This is a genomic window from Sphingomonas flavida (assembly GCF_036663655.1).
Lineage (GTDB): Bacteria > Pseudomonadota > Alphaproteobacteria > Sphingomonadales > Sphingomonadaceae > Sphingomonas.
The window spans coordinates 93,238-117,606 of record NZ_JAXOJH010000001.1; the positions used below are offsets into that span (position 1 = coordinate 93,238).

Here is a 24,369-nt window from a genome sequence, read left to right on the forward strand (position 1 = left end):
TCTACCGGTCACCGGTAAATGTCGTGTTAGGGTTTGGTGACGTTTCGATGACGAAACGGTCGTTCAGCCCGAAATGGGCAGACGTACCGTTGCGTCGTCATCGCGCCGCATCGGGCCATAGGCGACGACCGCCGACAGCGGCAGATCGGCATAGAGATGCGGGAAGAGCTGGCCGCCACGGCTCTCTTCCCACTTCACCGCCTCGCCCATGGCCTCCAGGTCGACCGCCGCGATGTGCAGGTCGTCCTGCCCGGCGAAATGCTTGTCCACCGTCTCGGTCAGCTGGGCGGCGGTGGAGAGGTGGATATAGCCATCGGCCTTGTCCACCGGGGCGCCCGTGAAGACGCCCTCCTGCTCCAACGCCGTCATCTGATCGGCGGTCAGCACCTTATAGGCGGTGGTCGGCCGGGTCACTCGCCATCCTCCGGCCCGGCGGCGAGGTTCTCGCCGATGACTGCGTCCGGCTCGGGCGCGATCTCCTGCGTGCCGTCGGCCAGGTTCATCTCGGCGTCTTCCTCGGTCTCTTCGATGCGCGCGGCCGAGACGACATGCTCACCCGGTGCCACGTTGAACAGCCGCAGACCCGCCGAGCCGCGGCCGATGACGCGCAGGCTCGCCAGCGACATGCGGATCAGCTTGGCCTGGTCGGTGACGAGCATCAGCTGATGCCCCTTGGCCGCCGGGAAGCTGGCGACGACATCGCCGTTGCGGGCGATATTGTCGATATTGGTGATGCCCTGGCCACCACGGCCTGTGCGGCGATATTCATAGGCCGAGGACAATTTGCCATAGCCATTGGCGCAGACGGTCAGGATGAACTGCTCGCAATTGCGCAGCTCGTCATACCGCTCGACCGACAGCTCGGGCTCGCCTTCCTTCTCGCCCTTCCAGGGGGCGAAGCGGAGATAGGCCTCGCGTTCGTCCTGGGTGGTGCCGACGCGGTGAAGGACAGACAGCGAGATGACCTCGTCATTGTCCTTCAGCGTGATGCCACGCACGCCGGTCGAGGTGCGGCTCTGGAACTCGCGCACATCGTCCGCCGCGAAACGGATCGCGCGGCCGCAACGCGTGGCGAGCAGCACGTCGTCCTCCGCGCCCAGCAAGGCGACGCCGATCAGGCGATCCTCGCTCTCGTCGTCGAAGCGCATCGCGATCTTGCCGTTGGACGGCACGTTGGTGAACGCGTCCATCGAGTTGCGGCGCACCGCGCCCTTGGCGGTGGCGAACATGACATGCAGGGCACCCCATTCCGCCTCGTCCTCCGGCAACGGCAGGACGGTGGAGATGACCTCCCCCGGTGCCAGCGGCAGCAGGTTGACCATCGGTCGTCCACGGGTCGCAGGCCCGCCCTCGGGCAGGCGCCACACCTTGTAACGATAGACCTTGCCATGGTTCGAGAAGAACAGGACCGGCGTGTGGGTGCTGGTCACGAACAGCTCGGTAACGACGTCCTCGTCCTTGGTCGCCATGCCCGAGCGGCCCTTGCCGCCCCGGTTCTGCGCGCGGAAGGCATCGAGCGGGGTGCGCTTGATATAGCCCTGCATGGTCACGGTGACGACCATGTCCTCACGCTCGATCAGGTCCTCGTCGTCGATGCCATCGGCGGCGGCAGCGATTTCCGAGCGGCGCGGGGTCGCGAACTGGTCGCGGATTGCCACCAACTCGCCGCGCATGACCTCGTACAGCTTCACGCGGTCGGCCAGGATCGCCAGCAACTCGGTGATCGAGTCCGCCAGACCCTTCAACTCGTCGCCGATCTCGTCACGGCCGAGCGCGGTCAGGCGATGCAGGCGCAGGTCGAGGATCGCGCGAACCTGGGTTTCCGACAGGCGATAGGTGTCGCCAAAGCCCTCATGCTCGACCGCTTCGACCAGGCGAATATACTGCGCGATCTCGGCGATCGGCCATTCGCGTGCGAGCAGCGCTTCGCGTGCGGCGACCGGCGAGGCCGAACCCCGGATGATGCGCACCACCTCGTCCAGGTTCGTCACCGCGATGACGAGGCCCAGCAAGATGTGCGCCCGCTCGCGGGCCTTGGCCAGTTCGAACTTCGAGCGTCGGGTGATCACCTGCTCGCGGAACTGGACGAAGGCCTGGATGATGTCGCGCAGGTTGAGCAGCTCGGGCCGCCCGCCGCGAATGGCGAGCATGTTGGCCGGGAAGCTGGTCTGGGCGGGCGTGTGCCGCCAGAGCTGGTTGAGCACGACCTCGGGGGTCGCGTCGCGCTTCAGGTCGATGACGATGCGAACGCCTTCGCGGTTCGACTCGTCGCGAATGTCGCTGATCCCCTCGATCCGCTTTTCCTTGGCGGCCTCGGCGATCTTCTCGACCAGCGCGTTCTTGCCCTGTTGGAACGGGATTTCGGTCAGGACGATCGCCCGGCGGTCGCCGCGCGACTCCTCGATCTCGTGCCGCGAACGAACGATGATCGAGCCGCGTCCGGTCTGGTACGCCGAGCGCGCGCCAGAGCGGCCCAGGATCAGCGCGCCGGTGGGGAAATCGGGGGCGGGAACGATCTCGTTCAGTTCCTCGACCGTGATCGCGCCGTTTTCCATATAGGCCAGGCAGGCATTGACCACCTCGCCCAGGTTATGCGGCGGGATGTTGGTCGCCATGCCCACCGCGATACCGCCCGCGCCGTTGACCAGCAGGTTCGGATACTGGGCGGGCAAGACCGAGGGTTCGCGCTCCGAGCCGTCATAGTTGGGCTGGAAGTCGACCGTGTCCTTGTCGAGATCGTCGAGCAGCGAATTGGCGACCTTGGCCAGACGCGCCTCGGTGTAGCGCATCGCGGCGGGCGGATCGGGATCCATCGATCCGAAGTTGCCCTGACCGTCGATCAGCGGCACGCGCATCGACCAGTCCTGCGCCATGCGGGCCAGCGCGTCGTAGATCGCGCTGTCGCCGTGCGGATGGTATTTACCCATCACGTCACCGACGATGCGCGCCGACTTGCGGTACGGCTTGCCCGCGACGAAGCCGCTCTCGGCGGCCGAATAGAGGATACGGCGATGGACGGGCTTCAGGCCGTCACGCACGTCGGGCAGCGCACGCGCCACGATCACGCTCATCGCATAGTCGAGATAGCTCGACTTCATCTCGTCGACGATGGAGATCGTCGAAATATCGGAAGGTTCCGCGAGGGTCGTCTCGTCGGCCAAAGTCTGTTGCTTTCCGGCTTGATGGTCAGATGGGAGCCAGAGGTACTAGACCAGCGTGAGCCGCCTGACCACCCCCGCTCAACCCATTCGCGAGGGGCCGTTCGGGAGGAACGGCGGCGGCGGGACGGGGCGGCGGGGATGGGCCCGGCGGCAGTGCTCCCCCCTCGGCAGCAGGTTCGCGGGACTTGCAGGATACTGGCCACCGACGGGAGTGAACGGTGGCCAGCACGGGTCTTATGCTATCCGACGGCTTTCGCGAGAATGTCTCGGATGTTACGATCCTGTAATCCGAACGATAAATTCGGCCGTTCTCGCACGCCTTTGCGGCAAGCCAGGCCGCGGTGCCTCAGCGCCAGCCGAGCGCCGGGGCGATGTGGCGCAGGATATTCTCGATGACATGCGCATTGTAATCGACACCCAGCTGGTTGGGGACGGTCAGCAGCAACGTATCGGCCTCCGCGATGGCTTCGTCCGCGCGCAGCAGTTCGATCAGCCGCTCGGGCTCGGCGGCATAGGAACGGCCGAAGACGGCGCGCATGTTGTCGATCACGCCGACCTGATCCTGGCTGGTGTCGCGGCCGAAATAGGCGCGGTCCTGATCCGTGGTCAGCGCAAAGATCGAACGCGAGACCGAGACGCGCGGGGTGCGCGTATGACCCGCCGCCGCCCAGGCTTCGCGATAGGCGCGGATCTGCTTCGCCTGCTGGACATGGAAAGGTTCGCCGCTTTCATCGGCCTTCAGGGTCGAGCTTTGCAGGTTCATGCCCTGCTTGGCCGCCCAGATGGCGGTGGCGTTCGACGCTGATCCCCACCAGATGCGATCGCGCAAGCCCGCCGAATGCGGCTCGAGCCGAAGCAGGCCGGGCGGGTTCGGGAACATCGGGTTCGGACTGGGCTTGGCGAAGCCCTGGCCCTTCAACAGGTGCAGGAACACCTCGGCATGGCGACGGCCCATATCGGCATCCGTCTCGCCCTGTGCCGGGCCATAGCCGAAATGCCGCCAGCCATCGATCACCTGCTCGGGCGAGCCCCGGCTGATGCCCAGTTGCAGGCGGCCGCCGCCGATCAGGTCGGCGGAGCCCGCATCCTCGACCATATAGAGCGGGTTTTCGTAGCGCATGTCGATCACGCCGGTGCCGATCTCGATCCGCGACGTCCTGGCTCCCACCGCGGCGAGCAGCGGGAAGGGGGAGGCAAGCTGCTGGGCGAAGTGATGCACCCGGTAATAGGCACCGTCCGCGCCCAGTTCCTCGGCCGCGACGGCCAGGTCGATGGACTGGAGCAGCACGTCCTGCGCCGAGCGCGTGGCGGACTGGGGCGAGGGCGACCAATGGCCGAACGACAGGAAACCGATCTTTTTCATGGGCTCAAGATAGGTCGCATGCGTATCCGGTCCAGCCGGTCGCGCGGAAACGATCGCTTTCCGAAAACCGCCGTCAGCGACGCCAGTTCTTGGCCATCGCCGCCTTCTCGCCCGCCGCATCCAGCGGCATGTCGGCCATCATGTTCTGCGCAGCCGCCATCAGTTCGGCATCCGACGAGCCTGCCTGGGCATAGCCGCCGTTCGTGGCGGGCGGGGTGCCCGGCATGGTACGCCGGAGCGCCCAGCCCTGAGGGTCGCGACAGGCGATCCCGTCCGCCTGCGCCGATTGAAAGACCCGGCAGAACCCGTTGTCGCTGGCCCGGAAACTGACCGCGACCCGTACCGGGCCGGTGCCGCCGCTCGCCTGATCATCGAGCGCGCGGGCCAGCGATCCGGCGGCATAGAGGCCATCGCCCTTGGCCGCGATCGGCCCCTGGTCGAACCTCCAGTCGAGTCCCTGTCCGACGAAGACGCCGACGACCAGGCAGGCCGCCATCGCCGCCGCCGACCGCCAATGCGGCAGCGCGAAGCGGGAAGCGGCGCGGGGCGCTGGTGCCGGCATCGGCACGACATTGCTGGTCAGCAGCGCGGCAAGCCGATCGGGCACGGGTTCGTCCGCGATCGGAGCATAGTTTTGCGCGATCGTGGCTCGCAGGCGTCGGTGGCGCGCGACCTCCTCGGCCAGGGTCGGATCGGCGGCAACGGCGCGTTCGACCCGTTTCGCGGTCAGCGGATCGAGCGCATCGTCGGCATAGGCCATGAGCAGTTCGGGTTCGATCGTCATGCCGCTTCTCCCAGCCGCGCCATCAGCGCCTGACGTCCGCGCACCAGGCGCGATGTCAGCGTTCCCATCGGAATGTCCAGTATTTCGGCCGCCTCCTTATAGGCCAGCCCCTCGACCAGGACGAGGGCGACCGCCTCGCGCTGGTCGTCGGGCAGAGCGCGCATGGCGGCGTCGACTTCGCCCAGCGCGACCCGCGCCTCGGCATTGCCCTGCGCACCGACGGACAGCCCGGCGTCTTCTGCGACGAAGGTTTCCGCAGCGCGGCGGCGTGCGCGGGCGGTGTCGATCCAGGCGTTGCGCATGATCCGGTACATCCAGCTATCCAATCTCGTCCCCGCCTGCCACGACGCTCGCGCCAGCAGCGCCTTTTCGATCGTGACCTGGCACAGATCATCGGCATCCGCCGCATCATGGGTGAGCGAACGCGCAAACCGCCGCAGACGCGGGAGCAACGCCAACAGCTCATTCTCGAACGCGGCCAAGCCAATTTCCTTCTTGTGGGGATGAAACGGATGACGAGGATCGTTTAATCCATGTCAACGCCAATTTTGGCAATGGGAGAGCGTGAATGGAGGAAGGTCGGGAATGAGGTGGCGGGGGCGGACCTGTCTGATGCTGGCGTTGGCGACGGCCACGATCGCGGGCGGTACCGGCATCGGCCGGGCACAGCTGGGCGGGGGGCTGCCTCGCTTGCCATCGCCCGCCGATGCCCTGTCGTCGCTGGGCGTGCCCCGAGCCCAGGGCCTGTTGCAGCCGGTCGACGATGCGGTTCGCGCCACGGCCAGCCGTCTGGAGGCGCTGCGCCGCGAGGCCTTCGCGCAGCTTGTACGCCAGCATCCCGACGCGATCACGCTCGACCCACAGGGTTTTCCGGCACGCGCCGGGGAGGTGGTGGTCGATGCGCCCAGCGATACCCTGATCGCGGCGGCGAAGCTGGCGGGCTATGCGGTGATCGAGCGGGATGACGTTCTGGGCGTCGGCTTCGTCCGGTTGCGCGTGCCGTCGGGTTTACCGCTGAAAAGGGCGCTGGACCAGCTTCGCAAGCTGGGGGGGGAGGTCAGCGCCGATCAACTATATCTGGCGAGCGGCGGCGGACGTCCAGTGGCCTCCATGCCTGTCACGGGCCAGGCGGCGGCATCCGACACGATGGTCGGGGTGATCGACGGCGGCGTCGAGGGGGCCGCGATGACGCGCGGCTTTGCCAGCGGTGCTCCGCGACCCAACGACCATGGCACGGCGGTCGCATCCTTGATTGCGGGCGGGCATGGCATCCGTGGGGCATTGCCCGGTGCACGCATCGCCTCGGCCGATGTCTATGGCGATGATCCGGCGGGCGGCAATGCGACCGCGATCGCCAGGGCGCTGGGCTGGCTGGTCGGTGCGCGGGTGCCGGTGGTGACGATCAGCCTGGTCGGGCCGTCCAATCCGGTACTGGCTCGCGTGGTCGCGGCGGCGCGTGCGCGGGGCACGATCATCGTGGCGGCGGTGGGCAATAATGGCCCGGCGTCTCCACCCGCTTATCCGGCGTCCTATCCCGGCGTCGTCGCGGTCAGCGGCGTGGATCGCCGCAACCGCCCCCTGATCGAGGCGGGGCGGGCCGATCATCTCGACTATGTCGCGCCTGCGGCGGACATGCTGGCGGCGGGCGTCGGCGGGCGGCGCTTCGCGGTGCGTGGCACGTCCTTTGCCGCGCCCCTGGTCGCGGGGCGGATCGCCGCCATTTATCCGCAGCCGGATCCCGATAAGATCCGCAGTGCCCTGGCCAGGATCGACGAGGAAGCGCGAAAAGCCAACTTGCGGGGGGCAGAAAAATTCATAGGTCGTGGAATGGTTTGCGGCGCCTGTCGCACGATTTCCGAATAAAAATCGCATGTCGTGGGATTAAATGCCCGGCTGGTTTCGTTGTCATCCCAGAAGTTGAGGAGAATGACGATGAAGAATTTCCTGTCCGGCACCGCGATCCTGGCCGTTGCTATGCTGGCGGCCCCTGCATCGGCACAACTGCTTGGTGGGGCAGGCCTGGGCGGCGGACTGGGTGGTCAACTCGGTGGTGCGACCGGTGGCCTGACCGGGTCGGCAGCCGGTACGCTCGACGGTGCGACCCGTCAGGGCCGCGTGGCGACCGACAATGCGGCAAGCGCGCGGGGATCGGTGCGGGGTGATCGCAATGTCGACCTGCGCCGTGGCCGGGTCAGCGCCTCCGGGACCGCAGCGGGCGATACGGCGGTCGACAGCGCGACCCGCACCACACGTCAATCGGGCGGCGCGAACGGTGCGGTATCGGGTTCGCTGGGCGGAAGCGCCGATGCCCAGTTGATCGGCACCGACGCCGTTCGCGACGTCGCGGGACGCGGGGTGAACGCCGTCGGCACCGTCGCCGAGCGGACCCGCAGCACGGCAGGCGCGGTCGCGAACCGGGCGCGCGGGACGGTCGGCAATGTCGCCAATCGGGCGGGTGCGGTCGGCAGCAGCGCGGCGGCTGGTGCGAATGATGCCGCATCGGCGGGTGGCGGCAACGCCTCGCTGGCGGGAAATCTGGCGCTGGCAGGTAGCGGTGCGGCGCGCGGCGGGGCCTTCCCGGTGGGCAGCGGCATGGCGGTTACCGATGCCCAGGGCCGTGCGATCGGCGCGGTTCAGTCGGTCCGCACCAACGCCCAAGGTGCCGTTGAGCGGGTCTTGGTCAAGGTCGGCGACAAGGTCGCCAATCTGCCCGCCGCCAACTTCTCGGGATCGGGCAGCGTGCTCGTCTCGACCATGGGGCAGGGCGAAGTGAACAACGCCGCCCGATAACCCCGAAATGTCACATAGATATGCGCCCGACCTAACAAGTCGGGCGCATAGTCGTGTGAGGCTCAGGGGCGCGAGAAATGCTGCTCCAGCCGCGTCGCTTCGGCCGGGCTGATGGCAACGACGGCTCCATGTTTCGGTCGGTCGAAATTCGTCGCCTTCATCGGCGAGCCGGGTTCGTTGAACCGGCCGATATTACGATAGGTGACGAAGTCGCTCGTTTCGGAAAATCCCATATTGTTGGGTGAGATACCAAACACATCATACATCAGGACATAGGTATTCGTACCGTGGCGGCGCCACAGGGTGGGAGCCTCCGATGCAGCGGTTTCGGGATCGACCTTGCGCAGGCTTTTGGTCCAGTCGCGGTTGATCTTCGAGGATTCCGAATGGCGGATATTGCCCGGTGCCTGATGCGCGACATAGAACATGTGGTATTTGCCGCCGACCTTGGTGATGTCCGCGTCGATCACGTTCACCTTGGGATCGGGATAGTCGAACAGTTTCTTGGGCGTCTCGGTCAGCGTCGTGAAATCGGCATCGGCATAGGAATAGACCAGATAGTTGGGCCCGTTGCCGTCGCGCGTCGTGAAATAGACCATCAGCTTGCGCCGGGCGGGATCATAGATCGTCTCGGGCGCCCACATATTGCCCGCGTCCCGATATTGCGGGAAAAGTTTGGACGGCGTCACACGCGCGATCGTCCAGTGAACGAGGTCGTATGACTTCATGAAGATCATGTTGCGATTGTTGCCCCAACCATATTGCGGATCGGGCCGTTCCCACTCCGTGTCGCGCAGCCCTTCGCGCTTGACGAAGATGTGAAGGTCGGTCATCGACATGTAGAACGCGCCGTCCGGCCCGCGCATGATATGGGGGTCTCTGATGCCCTTCTGCTCGGCGATGTCGCGCCCGGACAGCACCGCCTTGCCACCATTGACGTCGGTGAAGCTGTAACCATCGCGCGAGGTTGCGAAGTGGAGTGAATGATCTTCGTCGGTGAAGAAGCTCATCAGATAGGCCGTGCGCGCGTCACGGGCGGCGGGTGGCCGGGGCAAGTTCCCCTTGGCGACGATCTCCAGCCGTCGTGGGGCAGCCTCCGGGGCCTGCCCGCTGGCGTGCAGCGTGGTGGCGGCAAACAGCGCGACCAGCGCGCTGCCCATCCTCAACGTCAGTCTCATGATCCTCTCCTGCTTTTGGGGGAGGCTAAGTCAACTGTCGGACAAATGCCAATCCTGTTTTTTCGGATGATGTTACAAAAGGTCTAACCTGTTGGCGCTGATACCCGGAGATCTTACGGCCGCCCAGATATGCCCTGGGCAGCGGGAAGCGTTTCAATGTCGGAGGATTCGGCCCACAGATTGATGCCGCCATCCGCCGCCGCTTGGTCGATCGCCGCCAGTTCGTCATCCGTGAAATCAAGCCGCGCAATCGCATCGAGTGAGTCGTCCAGCTGCTCGACGGTCCGCGCGCCGATCAATGCCGAGGTCACCCTGGGATCGCGCAGGACCCAGGCGATCGCCATTTGGGCCAGCGTCTGCCCGCGTGCCGAGGCAATGTCGTTCAGCCGCCGGATCGCCGCCAGATTCTGCTCGGTCAGCAGCGACGTCGAGAGCGAGCCGCCGCGATTGGCGCGGGCATCGTCCGGCACGCCGTTCAGATATTTCCCGGTCAGCATCCCTTGCGCCAATGGCGAAAAGGCGATGCAGCCGGTGCCCAGATCCTCCAGCGTCGCCAGCAGATCGCGCTCGATCCATCGATTGAGCATCGAATAGCTTGGCTGGTGGATGAACAGCGGCACCTTTTCCTCCGCCAGGATCGCGGCGGCGCGGCGGGTGAGCCCGGCGTCATAGGACGAGATGCCGACATAGAGCGCCTTGCCCTGTCGGTGCAGCTGGACCAGCGCGCCCATCGTCTCTTCCAGCGGCGTCGTCGCGTCGACGCGGTGCGAATAGAAGATATCGACATAGTCGACACCCATCCGCTTCAGGCTCTGGTCGCAACTGGCGATGAGGTATTTCTTCGACGATCCGATATCGCCGTAGGGACCGGGCCACATGTCCCAGCCCGCCTTGGTCGACAGGATCAATTCGTCCCGGTGCGCGGCGAGGTCGCTGGCCAGCACACGCCCGAAATTCTCCTCCGCCGATCCGTAGGGCGGGCCGTAATTGTTTGCGAGATCGAAATGGGTGACGCCACGGTCGAAGGCGCGGCGGAGCACGGCACGGCCGGTTTCGAACACGTCGGTCCCACCGAAATTCTGCCACAGCCCCAGGCTGATCGCGGGCAGCTTAAGGCCGCTGCGCCCCGTCCGGCGATAGGGCATGCGCCCGTCATAGCGGGCCGGATCGGCGGCATAGGGCGTAGGGAAGGGCATAACAGGTTTCCTCTCGTCTCGGCGGCGTTCTAGGGCCGGCGCAGGACCGCGCCAACGCCCATCAGTCCAACAGCGTCATCAGGCGTTCGAGCCGTTCGGTCGGGTCGTCGTGCCGCTCCTTGAGCAGATAGCGCCCATCCTTTTCCTCCAGCCCGTCGATACCGCTCAGGTCGGCATCGCGGCCATGCGGAGTCATGGCGATTGCGGCGGGCCCTGCGTCAATCCTTGCGATCCCCAGGGCGCGCATCCGCTGTCGCAGCCGGGCCAGCGCGAGCAACGTCTCCGCTTCGGGCGGCAGGGGCCCGAACCGGTCCTCCATCTCCTCCTCGAAGGCATCGAGCATGGCATCGTCGCGCAGCCGCCCCAGCCGAGCGTAGAGCGACAGGCGGAGGTCTTCGTCGGGTAGCCATTCGGCCGAGAGGCACCCTTCGATCCCCAGATTCAGTTCGGGTGTCCAGCGCTCAACCGTCTCGCCGCGGGCGGTCCGCAGTGCGTCCTCCAGCAACTGCTGGTAGAGCTCGACCCCAATCAGTCGCATATGCCCGGCCTGGGTATCGCCAAGCAGATCGCCCGCGCCGCGCATGTCCAGGTCGCGCGCGCTGATCGCGAAGCCCGCGCCCAACCGGTCGAACGCTTCCAGGGTGCGCAGGCGTTTCAAGGTGCGTGGCGCGATCGCATCCTCACCCTTGGCGAAGAGCAGCACCTGGCCACGACGGTGCCCACGCCCGACGCGCCCACGCAACTGGTGGAGCTGCGACAGGCCGAAGCGGTCGGCATGGACGATCGCCATGGTGTTGGCACGGGGCACGTCCAGCCCGGCCTCGATGATGTTCGTCGCCAGCAGCACGTCGCCGTCGCCCCGGCCAAAGCGGACCATGACATCGTCTATCTCGGCGGCAGGCAGCTTGCCATGCGCCTGCATCACCTCCAGCTCGGGCACGATCCGGCCCAGCTGCTCGGCGAGCGGCGCCATGTCGGCGATGCGCGGCACCACGACGAAGCTCTGGCCACCACGCGACCGTTCGCGCAGCAATGCCGCACGCAGCGTCTCGGGCGAGAAGGTCGATACGGCGGTGCGGATCGGCTGGCGGCGGGCAGGGGGCGTCGCGATGACCGATAGCTGGCGCAGCCCGACCAGCGCGGACTGCAAGGTGCGCGGGATGGGGGTGGCGGTCATGGTAAGGACATGGGCGTTCGACAGCGCCTGCAGCCGTGCCTTGTCCGCCGCGCCGAAGCGTTGCTCCTCGTCGACGATGACAAGGGCCAGATCCTTGTACGCGACACCCTTGGCGGCCACCGCGCCGGTGCCGATGACCACCCGGATGCTGCCATCGGCCAGCCCCGCCTTGACCTTCCGCTTCTCGGCAGCGGTGGAGAGGCGCGACAGGCCCGCCACGGCAATGCCGCTCTCGGCAAAGCGCGCGGTGAAACTTTCCAGATGCTGGCGGGCCAGCACGGTGGTGGGGGCGGCGAGGACGACCTGTCGCCCGGCCAGCGCGGCGACGGCGGCGGCGCGCAGGGCAATCTCGGTCTTGCCGAAGCCGACATCGCCCACCACCAGCCGGTCCATCGGCCGCCCGGAGGCCAAGTCGGCACGCACCGCCTCGATCGCGGTCAACTGGTCGGGGGTTTCGGTGAACGCAAACCCGGCGGCGAACCGCTCATAATCGGCGACCGGGGGGTCGAGGACGGGGGCGTGGTGATCGGCGCGTTCGGCGGCCAGCGCGGTCAGCTGGCGCGCGGTGTCCGCGATCGCCTCGTCGACCCCGCGCCGCCGATCCTGCCAGGTCCGGCCGTCGAGTGTGTCCAGTCGTACCGCATCGTCCTCGCCGCCATAACGCCACAGCCGGTCGGCATCGGCGACGGGCACCAGACGGGTGGCGGACTTGGCATATTCCAGCTTGATCGCATCGCCCGAAACCCCGTCACCGGCATCGACAGGCTCCAGCCCGATGACGGTGGCGATGCCGTGATCCTCGTGGATGACGGTGTCGCCGACCCTGATCTCCGCGGTCTGCATCAGCGACAGGTCGACGAAGCGCGCCGCGCCGTCTTCCCGGTCGGCGCGACTGCCCAGCAAATCAGCGGCACTGACTGCCATCACGCCGTCGCGGACGAACCCGCGCTCGGCGGGGGCGATCAGGGTCAGCAGGCTGGCGGGCTCGGCCGCCGCCACCTCGCGCCAATGGCCGACACGCCGCGCGGTCGTGCGGAGAACGTTGTCGACCCGCCGCCCCAGGAAGCGCAGGTCCCGTTCGCTGCCGATCAGGACGACAGACTGCCCTCCCTTCATCGCGGCACGTGCGGCCACGGCGAAGTCGCGCAAGGGACGCGGCTGCTCGACGAAGCGCGGCGGCGGTGTGTCCGCCCGGACGATCTGGGTCGTCTGCCGGTCCTTCAGCGCTTTTTTCCAGGCGCTGTCGCCGATCATGTCGCGCGCCGCGCGCTTCGATCCGCGCTGCGCAACGTCGGCGCTCAGCAGCAACAGGCGTCGACGGCGTTCGTCGGCCGCCGGTTCGATGACGACGCAGGCCTCGGGCAGATGGTCGAGCAGGCTGGTTGCCTTGGAGCCCAGCGACGGCTCGGAAACCCGGCCCAGTTCGCGCCGTTCGATCTCCCCGGTGCTGCGCTGGTCGGCCGGGTCGTAGGAGCGGATGGCGGTGATGCGCCCCTCCGCGACCTCGATCCGCAAGGGCTGCTCGGCATCCGCCGGAAACACGTCCAGCACCTGGCCACGCGTTGCGACCTCGCCGGGCTCGTCGACGCGTTCGTCGGCGATATATCCCAGGTCGAGCAGCATGGCATATAGTTCGGCCAGGTCACAGGCATCGCCCGTTGCGACACACGGCGGCTCGGCCGCGAACGTCTCGGGAGAGGGCAGGGCGCGCGCCAAGGCCTCGCCCGAGGTGACGAGGGCGATCCGGCCGCGCTTTTTGTCCCGCAAGGCGGCGCGCAGGCGGTGGAGCGCCGATACCCGCTGCCCGACATTGGCAGGCGAGGCGGGGGCATGGTCACCGGGCAACGCGTCCGATCCGGGAAAGAACAGGATCGTCGCATCCCCCGCCATGGCCTCCAACATGCGAACCGTGGCGAGGGCGCGGGTTTCGTCGGTGACCGCCAGGATGATGTCGTTGTGCTCCAGCACCTCCGCTGCCCCGGCCGCCAGTTCGGCGATGCCCAGCTTGACGTGGGGCGCGTCCTCCGACGGCGACAGCGTGGCGATTTCGACCTTGGACAACATGCGCAACGGACGATCACTCCGGTGGAACAGGGACAAGGCGAACGGGCGGAGCGTGCCGCTGTTCCCCGTGCGGTCAAAGACTTATCCGTCCCCCAAAACGGAACTCTATGTCGCGCAGTTTCTTGAAGACCGGGATTTCGAGGAGAGAGACGATGGACCTGGGTATCAAGGGGCGTATCGCGCTGATCAGCGGCGCGGACTCGGGAATGGGCAAGGAAACCGCGCGGCTGCTGCTCGAGGCGGGGGTGAAGGTCGCCCTGACCGACAAGCCCGGCGGCACGCTGGACGAGGCGGTCGAGGAGCTGAAATCGCTTGGCCAGCTGATCGCGGTGACCGGCGATGTGACCAGGACGGATGACGTCACCGCGCTTTGGGCCGAGGTCCGCGAGCGGCTCGGCGAACCGGACATCTACGTCAACGCGGCCGGGGTGACGGGTGCGACCGGCGACTTCCTGGAAATCGATGACAAGGGCTGGCAGGATACACTCGACATCGACCTGATGGGCGCGGTCCGCATGTGCCGCGAGGCGATCCCGGCGATGCGCAGGAAGGGTTGGGGCCGCGTGGTCCTATTCGCCTCGGAGGATGCGGTGCAGCCTTATATCGACGAGCTGCCCTATTGTGCCGCGAAGGCCGGGATCCTCAGCCTGGCAAAGGGTCTGTCCAAGGCGTACGGCCCCGACAATGTCCTGGTGAACACGGTGTCGCCTGCCTTCATCGCGACGCCGATGACCGACAAGATGATGGAGAAGCGCGCCGAGGAAAAGGGCGTCAGCGTCGAGGAGGCGATCGACAGTTTCCTCGACGAAGAACGCCCCGGCATGGCGCTGAAACGACGTGGCCGTCCCGAGGAAGTGGCCGCCGCCGTCGCCTTCCTGGTGTCCGAACGTGCCAGCTTCATCAACGGTGCGGGCATCCGGGTAGATTCCGGTTCGGTGTTCACGATCGCGGGCTGATACCTAGCCGCGAACGGCGTGGCGTTCGCTAGCGGCGGGCGCTACGCTGTCCTCATAAGATGTGAGGGGAATGCGGATGCGCTGTTTGGGTTGGTGGCTGGCGGCGATGGCTGTGCTGGCGGCGGGTACGGCTACGGCGCAGCAAGTTGCGGCGCCGTCCCTTGGTGCCACCAACTATGCCTATGAAGGGGCGATGGCCACGCCGTCTGGTAGGCCGAGTTTCGGCGACGAGTTCTCCCGATCGATCGATGCGCGCCGCTGGCGCTGGGATACCGGTCAGAACAAGCAGGGCTGGCCCAATCACGAGCTGCAATATTATGCCGGGCCGGAACGGTCCAACGCGCGGGTCGAAAAGGGGGCACTGGTCATCGAGGCCCGCGTCGAAAGCCTGAGTGACGCGACCGATTGGGGCGGGCAACGCTACACCTCCGCCAAGCTCGTCTCGCGTCAGCCGTTGGGCTATGGCTTCTATGAGGTTCGCGCGCAGCTACCCTGCGGGCGGGGCATGTGGCCTGCCATCTGGCTGCTCCCGACGGACGGATCACGCTGGCCCGACGGCGGTGAGATCGACATCATGGAAATGGTCGGCTGGAACCCCGACGTCATCCATGCGACCGTCCATTCGGCGGCCTTCAACCACCGGCTGAAGACCCAGCGCGGCGCGGAGGTTCGCGTGGCGGGCGCGTGCTCGACCTATCATCGCTATCAACTGGATTGCAGGCCCGACACGATTACCATCGGCGTCGATGGCCGCGCCTATATGCGGGTGAAGAACGACCAGCCGGGCGGGGCGGCGGCCTGGCCCTTCACCCGCCCCTATTCGCTGATCCTGAACCTGGCGGTCGGCGGCGACTGGGGCGGGCAGAAGGGTGTCGACGACGCGGCCCTGCCGCAGGTGATGAAGGTCGATTACGTCCGCTATTGGAAGCGCTGAATCCGATTACAGCAAGGTCCCCGACAGGATCGCCAGCGCGATGCTGAAGTAGATGACCAGCCCCGTCACATCGACCAGCGTCGCGACGAACGGTGCCGAGGCGCTTGCGGGATCGAAACCCAGTCGTTGCAGCAGGAAGGGCAGCATCGACCCGGCCAGTGAGCCGAAGGTGACGATGCCGACAAGGCCCGTGCCGACCGTGGTCGCGACCAGCATCCAATGGGGTCCGTAATCGTAGAATCCGAAATTCTGCCACAGCGTGATCCGCGCCATGCCCAGAATGCCCAGGATCGCGCCCAGCGTCAGCCCGGCGGGCAGTTCGCGAAGTGCTACCCGCCACCAGTCGCGCAGCCGCACCTGGCCCAGCGCCAGCGCGCGGATGATCAGCGAAGTCGCCTGGCTGCCGCTATTGCCGCCCGAGCTCATGATGAGCGGGATGAACAGGGTAAGGACGACCGCGCGCTCCAATTCGGATTCGAAATGCTGCATCGCGCTGGCGGTCAGCATCTCGGAGAAGAACAGGATGCTCAGCCACCCGGCGCGCTTGCGGATCATCGCGAGGAAGCCGGTTTCCAGATACGGATCGTCCAGCGCCTCGACCCCGCCGAACTTCTGCGTATCCTCGGTATGCGCGGCGACCAGCGCGTCGAGCACGTCGTCGACCGTCACGATGCCCATCGGTCGACCCTGTTCGTCGACGACCGGCAGTGCGAGCAGGTCGTGGCGGCGGATCAGGTGCGCCACCTCCTCGCGGTCGGTGGTCGGTGCGACGGTGATCGGATCATGGCCACGCGCCAGATCGAAGGCGGGCGATTCCGGCTCGGCGGCGATCAACTGACGCAGCGAGACGGTGGCGACCAGCCGCCCCTGCGGCTCTAGCAGGAAGACCGAATAGACGGTTTCGCGGCTGCGCTCGACGGTGCGGATATCCGCCAGCACCTCGGCGACGGTCGCGTCGGCGGGGGTGGCGACATATTCGGTCGTCATCATGCCGCCCGCGCTGTCGGGTGGCCAGCGCAGCAGGGTGTCGATCGAGGCGCGGACGGGGGCGGGCAGCGCGGCGCGGATCGCGGCGGCGTCTTCCTCATCCATGTCGCCCAGCACGTCGGCCGCGCGATCCTCGGACATTTGCGAGACGAGCGCGACGGCCCGTGCCGATGTCAGCCGGACCAGTATCTCGGATGCCGAGCGCAGTTCGGGACTGTCGAGCACCGCCACGGCACGCGCGTCGGGCATTTGCGACAGGGCATCGGCCGCTTCCTCGACGGGCAGCGACTGGAGCGTATCGACGAGATCGGCGATGGACACGCCGCGCCGGGAGGAACGGAAACCGGCAGTGACACCGGCAATCAGATCGTTGACCATTTCAAACCTTTCGTCCGCACGACCCGGGGCGGACGAAAGCCAGTTGCGAAACTAGCGGACGAGCCCGAGGCGTGCGGCGCTACTGGAACTGTCGCTGGACATGTTCTCGCTTTCTGGAACGGCGCGGGGGCTCCCACGCCTGCGCCGCCCTCTGATCCCGCGCGCCGCAATCGTCAACACCCGCACGCATACCTGACAAAATTTTAATCCGGCGACCAAGGGTTTGGCGTCGCGGCTCCGTCTGGGGGGCAAAGGTATATCAAGGGGACCTTATCCGTGCATCGCCTGCTCTTCGCCTCGACCGCCACGCTCGCGCTGGCGGCGGGGACGGCCGCCTCGGCCCAGACCGTGATCGACACCAAGCGGACGACGCCGGTCCGCACCGCCACCATCAACAACGGGGCCGCCGCCGATATCAGCATCGTGGCGGCCGGCAGCGTCGTGACGAGCGGCAGCGGCACGGCCGTCACGATCGACAGCAACAACAAGCTGGCCAATGCTGGAACCATCCAGACGACCGATGCGAACGACGCGATCGGGATTGGCGCGGCGGCGGGCGTGACCGGGGACATCGCCAATAGCGGCAAGATCATCCTGGACGAGACCTATACGCCGACCGACATCGACAAGGACGGCGATCTGGACGGCCCCTTTGCGCAGGGCGCGCGGCGGACCGGTATCCGCACGGCGGGCGGGTTCACCGGCAACATCGCCAATAGTGGCGAGATCACGATCAAGGGCAACGACTCGGCAGGAATATTCCTGAACGGCCCGCTGACCGGCAACCTCACCCAGTCGGGCAAGATCAACATGCTGGGCGATCGCTCGGTCGGCGTGCGGACCGGCGCCGTGACGGGCAATGTGACGCTCGGCGGCACCATCGTCGCGGTGGGTGAGGGCGCGGTCGGCGCACGGGTCGACGGCGACATCGGCGGCGCATTGATCGTCGAGGGCGGCATCGGTTCGACCGGCTATCGCTACACCACGCCGCCTGCCAACGTCTCGAAGCTCGACCCCGACGACTTGCTTCAGGGCGGTTCGGCACTGGTCGTGGGCGGAAACGTCGCGGGTGGCATCACCCTGGGCAATACGACCGGCAAGGCGGCGGACCTGATCTCGAATGGCGCGGCCCCCGCGATGCAGATCGGCTCGGCCAGCCGCGCCGTCCTGATCGGTGCAACGGGTGGGGCGACGCCTGCGGCCGGTCTGGTCGTCAACGGTCGGGTAACTGGCATCGGCGTCTATAGCGGGGTACGCGCGACGGCGCTGTCGATCGGCGGACTGGGCGGAACGGTGCAGATCGCACAGGGCGTGTCGGTCGGCGGGACGGTGCAGGCGACCGCGACCGGAGCAGAGGCCACCGCGATCCGCTTCGGCGCGGGTGCGTCCACGCCCGGCCTGACGGTCGGGGGCTCGGTCACCGCCGCAGGCGGCGGCGCGCCCACCGCACTGACCACCGCCGTCCTGATCGACACCGGCGCATCGGTGCCGACCATCCGCAATACGGGCGCGATCCGCGCCACCGCGACGGGGGCCAGCGCAACGGCGATCCTGGATCGTACCGGCGGCCTGACCCTGGTCGAAAATGCCGGCGCGATCGCAGGCGCCGGTGCCGACAGCTCGCGCAGCACTGCGATCGACCTGTCCGCCAATAGCGCCGGTGCGATCGTCCGCCAGATCGCACCCGCCGCCGGGGCGACCGCGCCAACGATCACCGGCGCCATCCGCTTCGGCAGCGGCGACGACCGGCTTCAGGTCGGTGCAGGCGCGGTCAGTGGTGACGTGACCTTCGGGACCGGCAACAACCGACTGGAGATGAGTGGGACGGGCACCTATGCGGGCACCGCGACCTTCGGCACCGGGGCGGACACGCTGACCATCGCCGATACGGCGCGCTTCGACGGCGTGGCGGATTTTTCCGGGCGCGGTCAGGACCTGGTGGCGATCACGGGGAAGGGCATCTTTGCCGGACGCCTGACCAACGCCGCGCATGTCGCGGTCACGGTCGCGAGCGGCGGCGGCACCTTCGCCGCCAATGGCGTGACGAACATCGCCTCGCTCAGCCTGGGCGACCAATCGATCCTGAGCGTCGCACTCGACAAGGCGAACCCGACCGGCAACCTGATCCAGGTCGGTGGTGCGACCGCGATCGGCGCGAACAGCCAACTGGCGCTTCGCGTTTCGGGGGGGACGGACGTGACCGGCCGCTATGTCGTCCTGCGCTCGGGGACATTGACCGGGGCTGGCAATCTGACGCTCGCCGCGTCCGCCATGCCCTTCCTCTACAAGGGCGCGATCGTCACGGCGCAGGCCAATGAGATTGCGGTCGAGGTCACTCGCAAGGCCAAGACCGAACTGGGCCTGAGCAAAGCCGGGGTCAGCGCCTTTGACGCGATCGACGCGGCGATCGGCAGCGACGCCAAGCTGTCCGACGCGATCCGTGGGCTTTACGATGGTGCCGCGTTCCGGGGAGCGGTCGAGCAGATGCTGCCCAACTACACCGGCAGCGTGTTCGAGGGCGTGACCCTGGCCTCGCGCGCGGCCGCAGCACAACTACGCGAACCGGCGGGTGAGTTCAGCGAAGAGGGCAAATGGGGCTATTGGCTAAGCCCGCTGGGCTGGGATGCCTCCAAGGGCATGCGTTCGACCCGTAGTTACGATGTGCGCGGCTGGGGCCTCAGCGGCGGCATCGAGAACAAGACCCGGGCGGGCAATTTCGGCGTGTCGCTGTCCTATATGAGCGGGCGCGACAATGAGGGGTCGGCGGTCAACCGCGTGAACCACAGCCAGTATGAGCTGGCCGGTTTCTGGCGCGCCCGCTGGGGTGCGCTGGCGGCGCAGGCGCGGGGTTCGGCGGCGTTCCTCTCCTTCGATGCGCAGCGCCAGTTCAACGGCGTAGTCGGCACCGAGGCGGTACAGCGCCGCGCGACCGCCGATTGGAACGGCATGCTCTATTCGGGTTCGGGCTCGGTTTCCTGGGAGCATTGGGTCGGTCAGTTCAACGTGCGCCCGATCCTGGCCGTCGACTATTATCGGTTGAACGAGGACGGTTATCGCGAAGTGGGCGGCGGCACCGGTTACGACCTGACCGTCGCCAAGCGGACCAGCGACGAACTGGCGCTGACCGCCAGCGTGGCGGCGGGCATCAACTTCGGCGGCGACAATCGCTACGCCCAGTGGAGCCGCCTGGAAATCGAGGGCGGACGACGCGAACGGGTCGCGGGGACGCTGGGCCGCACGATCGCGCGGTTTGGTGACGGCACCCCCTTCATCCTCGACCCCGAGGCCCGCGACGGGGGCTGGATCGGCAGGGTGCGGGCGATCACCGGCACCAGTGAGATCCGCCTGAGCGGCGAGGTCAATGCCGAACAACGTCTCGGCAACGTCGCGCTGTCTGCGCGCGCGGCCCTTCAGTTCGCCTTTTAGGCGAGTTCGCCCGCGTGCATCCCCCCTGTAGCGCACGCGGTCGATCGGAGCCCCACCACGCGTCCCGGTGGGGCTCCTTTTCACAGGGGCCCGGTTCGGCTAAGCCACGCCAGTCCCTCCCATTTTCGCCGGTTCCATCCATGTCGCCCACCGGGATCGAGGCCGTTTTCCTCGCCAATCGCGAAAAGCTCGTCCGCTTCCTCGCGGTGCGTGGTGCGGGCGATGCGGCGGAGGATCTGGTCCAGGACCTGTGGGTCAAGCTGGCGGGACGGATGGACGGGCCGATCGCCAATCCGCTGGCCTATCTCTACCGCGCGGCCGACATGTTGATGGTCGACCGTTATCGTTCGCGCCGTCAGGCCGAACGACGCGAACAGGATTGGGTAGAGGAGCAAGGCGGCGCTGAGCCGCCGGCGGCCGAACGCGCCCTCGTCGCGCGCCAGACCGCCGAGCGGATCGCCACGACGCTGGCGGCACTGGGCGAACGGCCTGCCACCATCTTTCGCCGGGTGCGGATCGAGGGCGTCCCGCAAAAGCGCATCGCCGAGGAATGGGGGATCAGCATCAGTACTGTCGAAAGCGACCTCCGCCTGGCTGCCCAGGCCATCGCCGCGCTCAAGGATCAGATCGGATGAGCCAGGACCGATATTCTCCAGCCCCCGGCGTCGATGTCGAGGCACTCGACTGGGCACTGCGCATGGCGGACCCGGCGCATGCCGACTGGGATGCGTTCACCGCATGGCTCGAGGCCGATGCGTCGCATGTCGAACGCTACGACCGGATGGCGGCAACCTTGCTGGACGCGGAGGAAGCGCTGGCCGCGCATCCCGATCTGCTGGCCGAGCCGCAGCCGGTCGAGCCGGTCGAGCGTCGGCGCGGTGCGCTCCGCTGGATCGGTGGGGCGGTGGCCGCTGCGCTGGTCGGTGCGATCGGGTTGCAGGCGTGGCAGGACCGGGCACGACCCTATGCCGTCGAGACGGCCGCTGCCGAGACGCGCGACGTGCCGCTGTCCGATGGCACCGTTATCACGCTGGCCGGGGGCAGCCGGATCGCACTCGACCACGCCGATCCCCGCCGGGCGGTGCTGGAGCGGGGCGAGGCGCTGTTCCGGGTGAGGCATGACGACCGGCATCCCTTCGCGGTGCGGGCGGGCGACGTCGCCCTGGTCGATCTGGGCACCGTGTTCGATGTGCGGATGGGCTCGCGGCTAACGCGCGTGGCGGTGGCCGAGGGGGCCGTCATGGTCGATCCGAAGGGTTCAGCGTTGCGCCTCGACGCCGGGCAGGGCGTGACGGTCGAGAAGGACCGGCTGATCCGCGCGGCGGTCGATCCGGGCGATGTCGGCGGCTGGCGGGACGGGCGGCTGGCCTTTGACGGTGCGCCGCTCAGCGAGGTGGCCGAAGACCTCAGCCGCTTCCTGCGACAGCCGGTGTCGGTCGCTCCGGCCATTGCGGCCCGGCCGTTTCGCGGGGTGATCGACCTTCAGGCCGTCCGCCGCGATCCGGCGCTGCTGGGGCCGCTGATGGAGGTGCGGGTGCGGCGCGATGCCGCTGGCTGGACGCTGGAACCGCGCGGGTGAGATTGGCGGGGGGCGGGATCGTCGGAATAGCCGTGTTCGCCAGTGCCCCTACGCTGGCGGCCGAGCGTGTGCCGGTCGACCTGCCCGCCGGGACCGTCGGGACGCAGGTCATGGCGCTGGGGCGTGCGTTGCGGGCGAACATCTCCGTGCCCGATGCCGGGCTGTGGAGCCGTCCGGTGCCGCCCTTGCGCGGCCGATTGTCTGTGGAACAGGCGCTGTCGGTGATCGCGCGGGGTAGCGGGGCGCGGGTTGAGCCACTGGGCCGCGGCGCGTGGCGGCTGACCCCGCGCCTGCGCACGCACGCGCCCCGTATCGCGCGCCGCCCGCCCGTATCGCTGCCGCCTCACGTCTCCGGCGGTGATATCGTGGTGACGGCCAGCAAGCGCGACACGACCCGCGATCATTTCGCCGGGCAGGTGGTGCAGGTGGCGGGGGCCGATCTGGAACTGGGCGGCGTCGGTGGTACGTCGAAGCTGGCCGACCGGATGACGGTGATCGCCTCGACCTATCTGGGGGCCGGGCGCAACAAGCTGTTCATCCGGGGTATCGCCGACTCCAGCTTCACCGGGCCGACCCAGGCGACCGTCGGCCAGTATTTCGGGGATTTGCGGCTCAGCTACAACGCGCCCGATCCCGATCTGCGGCTGGCCGACCTGGCGGCGGTCGAGGTGCTGGAGGGGCCGCAGGGTACGCTATACGGCGCGGGGTCGTTGGGCGGGCTCATCCGGCTGGTGCCCAACGCGCCCGACCCGACCCGCACCGGGGGATCGGTCAGCCTGGGTGGGTCCGCGACGACCGGCGGAGCACCGGGCGGCGATGCGCAGGCGGTGCTCAACCTGCCCATCGTGGCCGACCGACTGGCGGTACGACTGGTCGCCGATACGGCAAGCGAGGGGGGTTATATCGACAAGCCGTTGCTCGGCCGCACCGACGTCAACCGGACGCGGATCGCCGGTGGTCGCGCGGCCGTGAAGGCCGAGCTTGGCGGCGGCTGGAGCATCGAGGCGATCGGTATCGGCCAGCGCATTCGTGGCGCGGACAGCCAATATGCCGATCGCGACGGCCCGCCGCTCACCCGATCGGCTCCCGTCACCGAAGGTTTCTCCGCCGATTTCGGGCAGGCGCAGCTGATCGTGTCAGGACGGCTGGGGCAGGTCCGCTTTCGTTCGAGCAGCGGCGTCACCGCGCACGACCTGATGGAGCGGTATGATGCGACCCCGCCGGGTGGTCCGGTCCAGTTGTTCGCGCAAGCCAATGCGACGCGGATGCAGGCGAACGAGACACGCGCTTGGCATTCGGCGCCCGACGGATCGGGGTGGCTGGCGGGATTCAGCTATGTCCACAATCGAACGCGCCTGACCCGGCTGTTCGGCGAGCCGGGGCAGTTGGTGCCGCGCACCGGCGTCGTCAACACGGTCGAGGAGGCGACGCTATACGGCGAGGCGAGCCTGCGGCTGCTGCCCGGCCTGTTGACCACGGGGGGCTTGCGCGTCACCCGATCGGTGCTGGACGGCGCGGGCGAGGACCTGCCCGCCGCCCTGTCCTTCCAGGCGCTGGCGCGGTTGCGCGAGGTGACGGCCCGGCGCGCGCAGACGATCCTCTTGCCCTCCGCCTCCGCACTGATCGACCTGACGCCGGGGGCACAGCTGTTCCTGCGTTATCAGCAGGGTTTCCGCCCCGGCGGGCTGACGATTGAAGGGCCACTGGTCCGCCGTTTCCGCAATGACCGGGTTTCGACCATCGAGACAGGCCTGCGGACCGGGCGGCCAGGCCGGGAGCGATTCGATGCATCGCTGACGCTGGCGCATACATCGTGGCGTGACATCCAGGCGGATTTCATCGACGCGACGGGCCTGCCCAGCACTGCCAATATCGGTGATGGCCAGCTTTGGACCCTCGAAGCGCTGGCCAGCGCCCGCATCGCCCGCGGGCTGCGGATCGAAGCGGCGGTGTCTTATAATGACAGTCATATCGACGAGCCGTCGAATGCGCGGGCTTTTCTCCTGATGGACGGGCAGGCCGCCGATCGCGCCATGATCCTTGCGCGGTTGAGCCAGATCCCCAACATCGCCCGGATCACCGGGCGGACGGGCATCGTCTATCACGGCACGATAGCGGGGGGACGCGACCTGCGGGTCGATGGCTGGCTGCGCTATGTCGGCGCGTCCAGGCTGGGGGTCGGGCCGATGCTGGGCGAGTTGCAGGGGGATTATCTCGACAGCGGGCTGACTGCGCGCCTGGGCTTCGAGGCGTTCGGGGTAACGGCGGGCATCACCAACCTGGCCGATACACGCGGCAACCGCTTTGCGCTCGGGACACCGTTCACCACCGGACGCGATCAGGTGACGCCGCTCCGCCCGAGAACCCTGCGCATCGGGCTGGACGCGGCGTTCTAG

17 protein-coding genes are annotated in these 24,369 nt (G+C 67.6%); 8 read left to right on the top strand and 9 right to left on the bottom strand.

Annotated features, from left to right (window positions below; translation table 11 throughout):
- Nucleotides 1–63: 63 nt before the first annotated feature.
- The 5 genes from U1703_RS00390 to U1703_RS00410 form a co-directional block, all read right to left on the bottom strand.
- A complete protein-coding gene (locus U1703_RS00390; RefSeq protein ID WP_332784119.1) occupies nt 64–414 on the bottom strand; it encodes a DUF952 domain-containing protein in 351 nt (116 codons plus the stop codon).
- Nucleotides 411–3,161, bottom strand: a complete 2,751-nt coding sequence (gene gyrA, locus U1703_RS00395) for a DNA gyrase subunit A (RefSeq protein WP_332784120.1) — start codon at nt 3,159–3,161, stop codon at nt 411–413. The genes U1703_RS00390 and gyrA overlap by 4 nt, the downstream gene beginning before the upstream one ends.
- Before the next feature lie 346 nt (nt 3,162–3,507).
- The gene (locus U1703_RS00400) at nt 3,508–4,524 is read right to left on the bottom strand and encodes an LLM class flavin-dependent oxidoreductase (protein ID WP_332784121.1); all 1,017 of its coding nucleotides are present in this window, start codon (nt 4,522–4,524) and stop codon (nt 3,508–3,510) included.
- Between the two features lie 73 nt (nt 4,525–4,597).
- Nucleotides 4,598–5,308 (bottom strand): anti-sigma factor family protein, encoded by a 711-nt coding sequence (locus U1703_RS00405; RefSeq protein WP_332784122.1) that lies wholly within the window; start codon nt 5,306–5,308, stop codon nt 4,598–4,600.
- On the bottom strand, nt 5,305–5,796 hold the full coding sequence (locus U1703_RS00410) for an RNA polymerase sigma factor (RefSeq protein ID WP_443025745.1): 492 nt from the start codon (nt 5,794–5,796) through the stop codon (nt 5,305–5,307). Before U1703_RS00410 ends, U1703_RS00405 begins: the two co-directional genes overlap by 4 nt.
- Nucleotides 5,797–5,920: 124 nt before the next feature.
- On the opposite strand from U1703_RS00410, the gene U1703_RS00415 reads away from it, so the two are divergent.
- Nucleotides 5,921–7,171, top strand: a complete 1,251-nt coding sequence (locus U1703_RS00415; RefSeq protein ID WP_443025746.1) for a S8 family serine peptidase — start codon at nt 5,921–5,923, stop codon at nt 7,169–7,171.
- 69 nt (nt 7,172–7,240) lie between these two features.
- Nucleotides 7,241–8,098 (top strand): hypothetical protein, encoded by an 858-nt coding sequence (locus U1703_RS00420; RefSeq protein WP_332784125.1) that lies wholly within the window; start codon nt 7,241–7,243, stop codon nt 8,096–8,098.
- A gap of 62 nt (nt 8,099–8,160) precedes the next feature.
- Here U1703_RS00420 and U1703_RS00425 read toward each other — a convergent pair whose 3' ends face one another.
- The 3 genes from U1703_RS00425 to U1703_RS00435 all read right to left on the bottom strand — a co-directional run bounded on the left by U1703_RS00425 (nt 8,161) and on the right by U1703_RS00435 (nt 13,713).
- Nucleotides 8,161–9,276: a glycoside hydrolase family 43 protein gene (locus tag U1703_RS00425; protein WP_332784126.1), complete on the bottom strand. Its 1,116-nt coding sequence runs from the start codon at nt 9,274–9,276 to the stop codon at nt 8,161–8,163.
- Between the two features lie 113 nt (nt 9,277–9,389).
- A complete protein-coding gene (mgrA, locus tag U1703_RS00430) occupies nt 9,390–10,472 on the bottom strand; it encodes an L-glyceraldehyde 3-phosphate reductase (protein ID WP_332784127.1) in 1,083 nt (360 codons plus the stop codon).
- Between the two features lie 61 nt (nt 10,473–10,533).
- Nucleotides 10,534–13,713, bottom strand: coding sequence for a helicase-related protein (locus U1703_RS00435; RefSeq protein ID WP_332784128.1), 3,180 nt, complete (start codon nt 13,711–13,713; stop codon nt 10,534–10,536).
- A gap of 152 nt (nt 13,714–13,865) precedes the next feature.
- Between U1703_RS00435 and U1703_RS00440 the strand changes: the two genes are divergently transcribed.
- Together U1703_RS00440 and U1703_RS00445 are read left to right on the top strand one after the other, a co-directional pair.
- A complete protein-coding gene (locus tag U1703_RS00440; protein WP_332784129.1) occupies nt 13,866–14,669 on the top strand; it encodes an SDR family NAD(P)-dependent oxidoreductase in 804 nt (267 codons plus the stop codon).
- Between the two features lie 76 nt (nt 14,670–14,745).
- Nucleotides 14,746–15,603 carry a glycoside hydrolase family 16 protein gene (locus U1703_RS00445; protein ID WP_332784130.1) on the top strand — a complete coding sequence of 286 codons (858 nt, stop codon included), beginning with the start codon at nt 14,746–14,748 and terminating at the stop codon, nt 15,601–15,603.
- Between the two features lie 6 nt (nt 15,604–15,609).
- Here the strand turns inward: U1703_RS00445 and mgtE are convergent, their stop codons facing one another.
- A complete protein-coding gene (mgtE, locus tag U1703_RS00450; protein WP_332784131.1) occupies nt 15,610–16,968 on the bottom strand; it encodes a magnesium transporter in 1,359 nt (452 codons plus the stop codon).
- 276 nt (nt 16,969–17,244) lie between these two features.
- On the opposite strand from mgtE, the gene U1703_RS00455 reads away from it, so the two are divergent.
- From U1703_RS00455 to U1703_RS00470, 4 genes are all read left to right on the top strand, one after another.
- Nucleotides 17,245–20,394: an autotransporter outer membrane beta-barrel domain-containing protein gene (locus tag U1703_RS00455; protein ID WP_332784132.1), complete on the top strand. Its 3,150-nt coding sequence runs from the start codon at nt 17,245–17,247 to the stop codon at nt 20,392–20,394.
- Between the two features lie 140 nt (nt 20,395–20,534).
- Nucleotides 20,535–21,029, top strand: a complete 495-nt coding sequence (locus tag U1703_RS00460; protein ID WP_332784133.1) for an RNA polymerase sigma factor — start codon at nt 20,535–20,537, stop codon at nt 21,027–21,029.
- Nucleotides 21,026–21,973: a FecR family protein gene (locus U1703_RS00465; RefSeq protein ID WP_332784134.1), complete on the top strand. Its 948-nt coding sequence runs from the start codon at nt 21,026–21,028 to the stop codon at nt 21,971–21,973. Before U1703_RS00460 ends, U1703_RS00465 begins: the two co-directional genes overlap by 4 nt.
- Nucleotides 21,974–22,005: 32 nt before the next feature.
- Nucleotides 22,006–24,369 carry a TonB-dependent receptor gene (locus U1703_RS00470; RefSeq protein WP_332784135.1) on the top strand — a complete coding sequence of 788 codons (2,364 nt, stop codon included), beginning with the start codon at nt 22,006–22,008 and terminating at the stop codon, nt 24,367–24,369.

Coding starts and splice junctions, on each gene's coding strand:
- mgtE (WP_332784131.1), bottom strand. CDS start 16,968: ATGGTCAACGATCTGATTGCCGGTGTCACTGCCGGTTTCCGTTCCTCC.
- U1703_RS00460 (WP_332784133.1), top strand. CDS start 20,535: ATGTCGCCCACCGGGATCGAGGCCGTTTTCCTCGCCAATCGCGAAAAG.
- mgrA (WP_332784127.1), bottom strand. CDS start 10,472: ATGCCCTTCCCTACGCCCTATGCCGCCGATCCGGCCCGCTATGACGGG.
- U1703_RS00435 (WP_332784128.1), bottom strand. CDS start 13,713: ATGTTGTCCAAGGTCGAAATCGCCACGCTGTCGCCGTCGGAGGACGCG.
- U1703_RS00445 (WP_332784130.1), top strand. CDS start 14,746: ATGCGCTGTTTGGGTTGGTGGCTGGCGGCGATGGCTGTGCTGGCGGCG.
- U1703_RS00440 (WP_332784129.1), top strand. CDS start 13,866: ATGGACCTGGGTATCAAGGGGCGTATCGCGCTGATCAGCGGCGCGGAC.
- U1703_RS00405 (WP_332784122.1), bottom strand. CDS start 5,308: ATGACGATCGAACCCGAACTGCTCATGGCCTATGCCGACGATGCGCTC.
- U1703_RS00415 (WP_443025746.1), top strand. CDS start 5,921: ATGCTGGCGTTGGCGACGGCCACGATCGCGGGCGGTACCGGCATCGGC.
- U1703_RS00425 (WP_332784126.1), bottom strand. CDS start 9,276: ATGAGACTGACGTTGAGGATGGGCAGCGCGCTGGTCGCGCTGTTTGCC.
- U1703_RS00400 (WP_332784121.1), bottom strand. CDS start 4,524: ATGAAAAAGATCGGTTTCCTGTCGTTCGGCCATTGGTCGCCCTCGCCC.
- U1703_RS00465 (WP_332784134.1), top strand. CDS start 21,026: ATGAGCCAGGACCGATATTCTCCAGCCCCCGGCGTCGATGTCGAGGCA.
- U1703_RS00420 (WP_332784125.1), top strand. CDS start 7,241: ATGAAGAATTTCCTGTCCGGCACCGCGATCCTGGCCGTTGCTATGCTG.